Annotated in this window: 5 protein-coding genes; 3 read left to right on the forward strand and 2 right to left on the reverse strand. The window is 45.0% G+C overall.

Annotation, left to right across the window (positions count from 1 at the left end):
- Positions 1-71 precede the first annotated feature (71 nt).
- Complete coding sequence (locus VE954_RS29495; protein WP_324959707.1) at positions 72-716, reverse strand: transposase; 645 nt, start codon at positions 714-716, stop codon at positions 72-74.
- A gap of 421 nt (positions 717-1137) precedes the next feature.
- Here VE954_RS29495 and VE954_RS44495 point away from each other — a divergent pair, with 421 nt between their 5' ends.
- Genes VE954_RS44495 through VE954_RS29510 form a run of 3 tightly spaced genes read left to right on the forward strand, consistent with a single transcriptional unit; the run spans position 1138 to position 3468 of the window.
- Positions 1138-1569: a winged helix-turn-helix domain-containing protein gene (locus tag VE954_RS44495; protein WP_414699041.1), complete on the forward strand. Its 432-nt coding sequence runs from the start codon at positions 1138-1140 to the stop codon at positions 1567-1569.
- Positions 1570-1596: 27 nt separating this feature from the next.
- Positions 1597-2004: a transposase gene (locus VE954_RS29505; RefSeq protein WP_324959711.1), complete on the forward strand. Its 408-nt coding sequence runs from the start codon at positions 1597-1599 to the stop codon at positions 2002-2004.
- An 18-nt stretch (positions 2005-2022) separates the two neighbouring features.
- Positions 2023-3468 (forward strand): IS4 family transposase, encoded by a 1446-nt coding sequence (locus VE954_RS29510; protein WP_324959712.1) that lies wholly within the window; start codon positions 2023-2025, stop codon positions 3466-3468.
- A 202-nt stretch (positions 3469-3670) separates the two neighbouring features.
- Here the strand turns inward: VE954_RS29510 and VE954_RS29515 are convergent, their stop codons facing one another.
- Positions 3671-4153, reverse strand: coding sequence for a hypothetical protein (locus tag VE954_RS29515; RefSeq protein ID WP_324959714.1), 483 nt, complete (start codon positions 4151-4153; stop codon positions 3671-3673).
- Positions 4154-4356 lie beyond the last annotated feature (203 nt).

The following is a 4356-nucleotide window of genomic DNA, read 5'->3' on the forward strand; positions in this document are numbered from 1 at the left end:
GCGATAATTCAATTGTGGCCACTGGCAATCCCTCCGATCGCCGTTGACCCTACTATCAAGTTGCAAAGTGATCAAAGACTTTTGCTTAGGTACCTAACGAGCCTTCCTTGCCGCAATATCTTCCGCTCTGAAGGTTCACTCGGCGAGATGGAAACGATTTCATCGTTCTGATTTTGCTTCTCGAAAAATTCCCTTAATTCAACGGGTGCTGAAGCTTTAGAGAGCCTTATGATGAAGTCCACTTTCGCCTCAGAAAGAACTTGAATGAGCCTATAGCTGAAATAGCCACGATCAAAAATGACCAGCGAACCATCTCTCATTGATGGGATAAGCGCTTCCGCTGCAAGCTGTTCGTCGGCATGTTGTGACACGACTGAGTCATATACCAAGCCAAGTCTTACATCGTATAAGCCTGTGATCATCGCCAACGGATAATAGCAACCTGATCCCATGTCATCAAACCCTTCCTTTTCCAACTGTTTGGGCAGTATGATCTTGGTTGCGTCCATTGCAAAAATATCACGTCCGAACCACTTCTCATGTTTGAACTTTGTCGCAAGAAAGCGATAAATCCACTGAGGAAGATCGACAAAAAGATAGGGCGGAAGTTTTTTTCTTGCGTCAGAAAGGGAAGAAGGTGCAAAGGTCGACAATGCGTTGAAGCCGCAGATCAGATTTTGGACACGGATAAGGCCCTTCAAGAGTCGATAGCTCACGCCAGCTCCCTCAAGGACCAGAGCAACAATCGAAGAAAACAAGAGCATAGAGTTGAAGACTCGTTTGCGGCAAATCCATTGTTTGTCATACTGGGAACATTGCTCATTTAGTTCTTTTTTTAAATTCCTCTATAAAATAGGCCATATCTAACATCGCAGCCTCCGAGTTAGATGTTGTTTGTCTGCTAACTATTTAAGACGGCTGCGATTTTTTTAAAATCCCAATAATTAAGTGCAAAAATGGGCTGAGGAGAAAATCCTCAGCCCTTTTTGTTTAGCCCTTAACCGAACGCCATTGACCTGTCCCCTGGCTTTATAGTTTATATATACGATTCAACCTCAGGGATCGAGGTGAATCATGAGATCTTCCGGAACACCCGAAGAATTAGAACGTCGTAGGGCCCGGGCAGTTGTTTTGGTGATGGAGCATGATTATTCAACTGCGGAAGCCGCTGAAGCCGTTGGAGCCACAATCCGAACGATTCAACGTTGGTTGGCAAACTACCGGGATGCGGGCGATGCAGGTATTGCAGCAGTTCCAGCCAGCGGTCGTCCACCTGCCCTTGGTTCAAAACAGCTGGTAAAGCTTGAGAGGATCTTGTTGAAGGGTCCCCTCGCCGCAGGATTTCCAAACGATCTTTGGACATACAGGCGGGTTGTGCAAGTGGTCGAGAAAAACTTTGGTGTGACATTCCACACAAGTCATATGGGAAGAATTTTGCAGGAAATGGGTTGGACACCCCAAAAGCCGGAGCGAAGAGCCATCGGACGGGATGAAGATGGGATCGAACGTTTCATAAAATTCGAATGGAAAAAGATAGTAAAGAAGCCCAGAAAACCAAGGCCACCATAGTATTTGCGGACGAAACAGGGAATACAAATGGGACCAAATTTGAAACGGACTTGGGCCCCCAAAGGTCATACCCCAATCGTGCGGCAGGTCACTCGATCTTATCGAAAAGTCTCCGCCATTGGCGCTATTGCCGTGACTCCTTGGTTCAAGCGAGCAAGGATTTTTTTCCGACTACTTGAAGGAAAAAATTTCAACACCGACGCCTGTATCTCTTTCGTCGAACAGCTCAAGCAAAACATAAAAGGTCAAATAAGGATTTTATGGGATCGATTGCTGGCACATCGCTCCAAAAAGATGATGAAATACCTGAGTAAGCAGTACAGGGTTTCGGTGATTTATCTTCCGGCATATGCCCCTGAACTGAACCCTCACTGTTACCCATATTTATCTTGTTACAAGCGACCTAAAAATATAGACTTTCTCCGTATTTTATAAAAAATATGGAGATGGCCTATGCTCGCAAGGACACGGGAGCTGCCAGACCTGGGCAATAGTTGGATTGAACGAGAATTTCAGCATGTCGAATTCGGAGACGAACGACTCAACTCGAGGTTTTATCAGACGGTACATTCCTTAGCAGGAAAAAGTTCAGGCACCATAAAACAAAGTTGTGGTGAGTGGAAAGACGTAAAGGGAGCCTATCGACTTTTCGCAAACAAAAAAGTGGTTACGGACGAAATATTGGCGTCACATCAGATTGAAACTGCCAAGCGTATGTCTAGCCACAATATTCTTTTCGCCGTTCAAGATACATCATATCTCGATTTCGATTCTCACACGAAAACTAAGGGTCTCGGGAGTATTTCGAAGGCATACAAAAAGCACAAAAAAGGTTTGATGCTCCATAGCTCACTAATTCTGTCAAGCGATGGTACCCCTCTTGGACTTTCATACCAAAAGTGCTGGTCCAGGGATGCTCGAAATGAAACAAAAGAAGAGAAGAGCCAAAGGCAGTATAGAACAAGAATTGAAGATAAAGAAAGTTTCAAATGGATTGAAGCACTGCAAGAAACGATTCGAATGACTCCACCGGATACCGAGATTATTACTATCGGTGATCGTGAATCTGACATCTTTGAATTTATGCTAGCGGCAGAATCCTATCAAACATCATTTTTGGTTCGTAATCGGCAAAATCGCCGACTAACCAATGCGGATGGCGTTGAGTTAAATATTGCGAAGCAATTGGCGACGACACCAGTCGCACGTCAGATAGAAGTTGATGTTCCCAAAAACACAGGGCGATCGTCCAGGTACGCTCAGCTTGAAGTTAAATTCACCTCCGGAAACATTCCAATTCGCATCAACGCAGTGTATGGCCCTCAACGTAAGGATCGCACTATCAATCAAAACGTTCACGTCTATATTGTGAGTGCCAAGGAGACAGATCCGCCATCAGGAGAAGATCCAATTGACTGGATTCTACTTACAAACGTATCGGTTGGATGTGCGAATGAAGCTGTCGAGCGAATAGAGTGGTATGGATTCAGGTGGCGGATAGAAGAGTACTTTCGAATTCTTAAATCCGGCTGCGCTGTTGAGAATTGTAGGCTTTCAAGCGCGGATAGGTTGATAAAATACATCACAACAATGAGCGTAGTTGCATTTAAGATTTTGTATCTTTCAAAAGTTGCATTGATTCATCCAGATGAAGATTGTTCAAAGATACTGTCGAAGGAAGAGTGGCAAGCGCTATACCGACGCGAGCATCATACAAAAGAAATCCCAAATGATCCGCCAACTATAAGAAACGCCGTAGTTTGGCTTGGGAAGCTTGGGGGTTTTATGAATCGCAAATCTGATCACCTGCCTGGACCCATGATTCTTTGGAGAGGATTCGAAACTCTCAAAGAAAGTATAGCGATGTGGAACATCGCGAAGCATGAAAATTGTGGGTAACAGTGAGAACTGAACCCTACAGAGTATTTGTGGAGCTACCTTAAGGAACAATCGATGGCAATCGAGGCCATCTCAACGTTCGAGGTTTGTTCCTCGATGCGAAAGTGAACTTATGCGAGATCCGAAGAGACAGACCACTGGCAAAGCAATTCGTCCGGCATAGTCCGTTGAGCCATGTCTGGCGTCTTTAGTTATGCAGCGGTCAATAATATTTAATCATGGGTTTGGCCTGCAATTGGTACCTGTTTTTTTTCGCCATCTCTGCAGTCTCTAAAAGTCTGCCTCTTGGAGTCCCTCCTAAAAACAGTACCAGTAATGCCAGAAAAACTTTTAGCATAAAGCGTGCTTGGCTTGCCATTCCGGTCAGAGACGATTTTCCTCCATACCTTGGACTCATGATGACCTTACTTTCGCCAATAGATAGTCCATGGATGTGTATGAGAGCTATAGATTCAGGTTCAGGGTATTCATCCGGCATAACAGTTGCTAGTAAATCTAGAGCGCTACTCGAATAGACTCGGAATCCACTTGTTGGATCAGATACGTTCAGCCCTCGAAAGAACAAGCGTAACCAAAGACGCACCAGCTGACCGCCAAGAACGCGTAGGGTTGTCGTGCTGCTTCTGCCTGTTCTCGTTTCTGATGCATCACCGCGAACGAAGCGGGATCCAATCGTCAAATCCAAGTGCTGGTTCCGAGCTTTGTTTAAAAGAAATGGGATATATTCAATAGGGTGTTGACCATCAGAGTCGCATTGAACCATGTAGTCGTAACCCCTATGTGCCAGGCAAGTTCGAGACAGCTTTTACCGATAATTTAGTGAAGTAAAAGTGGCGGAAATGAGGTTTCATCATGTCCGAATCGGCGAAGGCAAAGAAGCTTGAAAGC

Source organism: Oligoflexus sp., assembly GCF_035638955.1.
Classification (GTDB): domain Bacteria; phylum Bdellovibrionota_B; class Oligoflexia; order Oligoflexales; family Oligoflexaceae; genus Oligoflexus.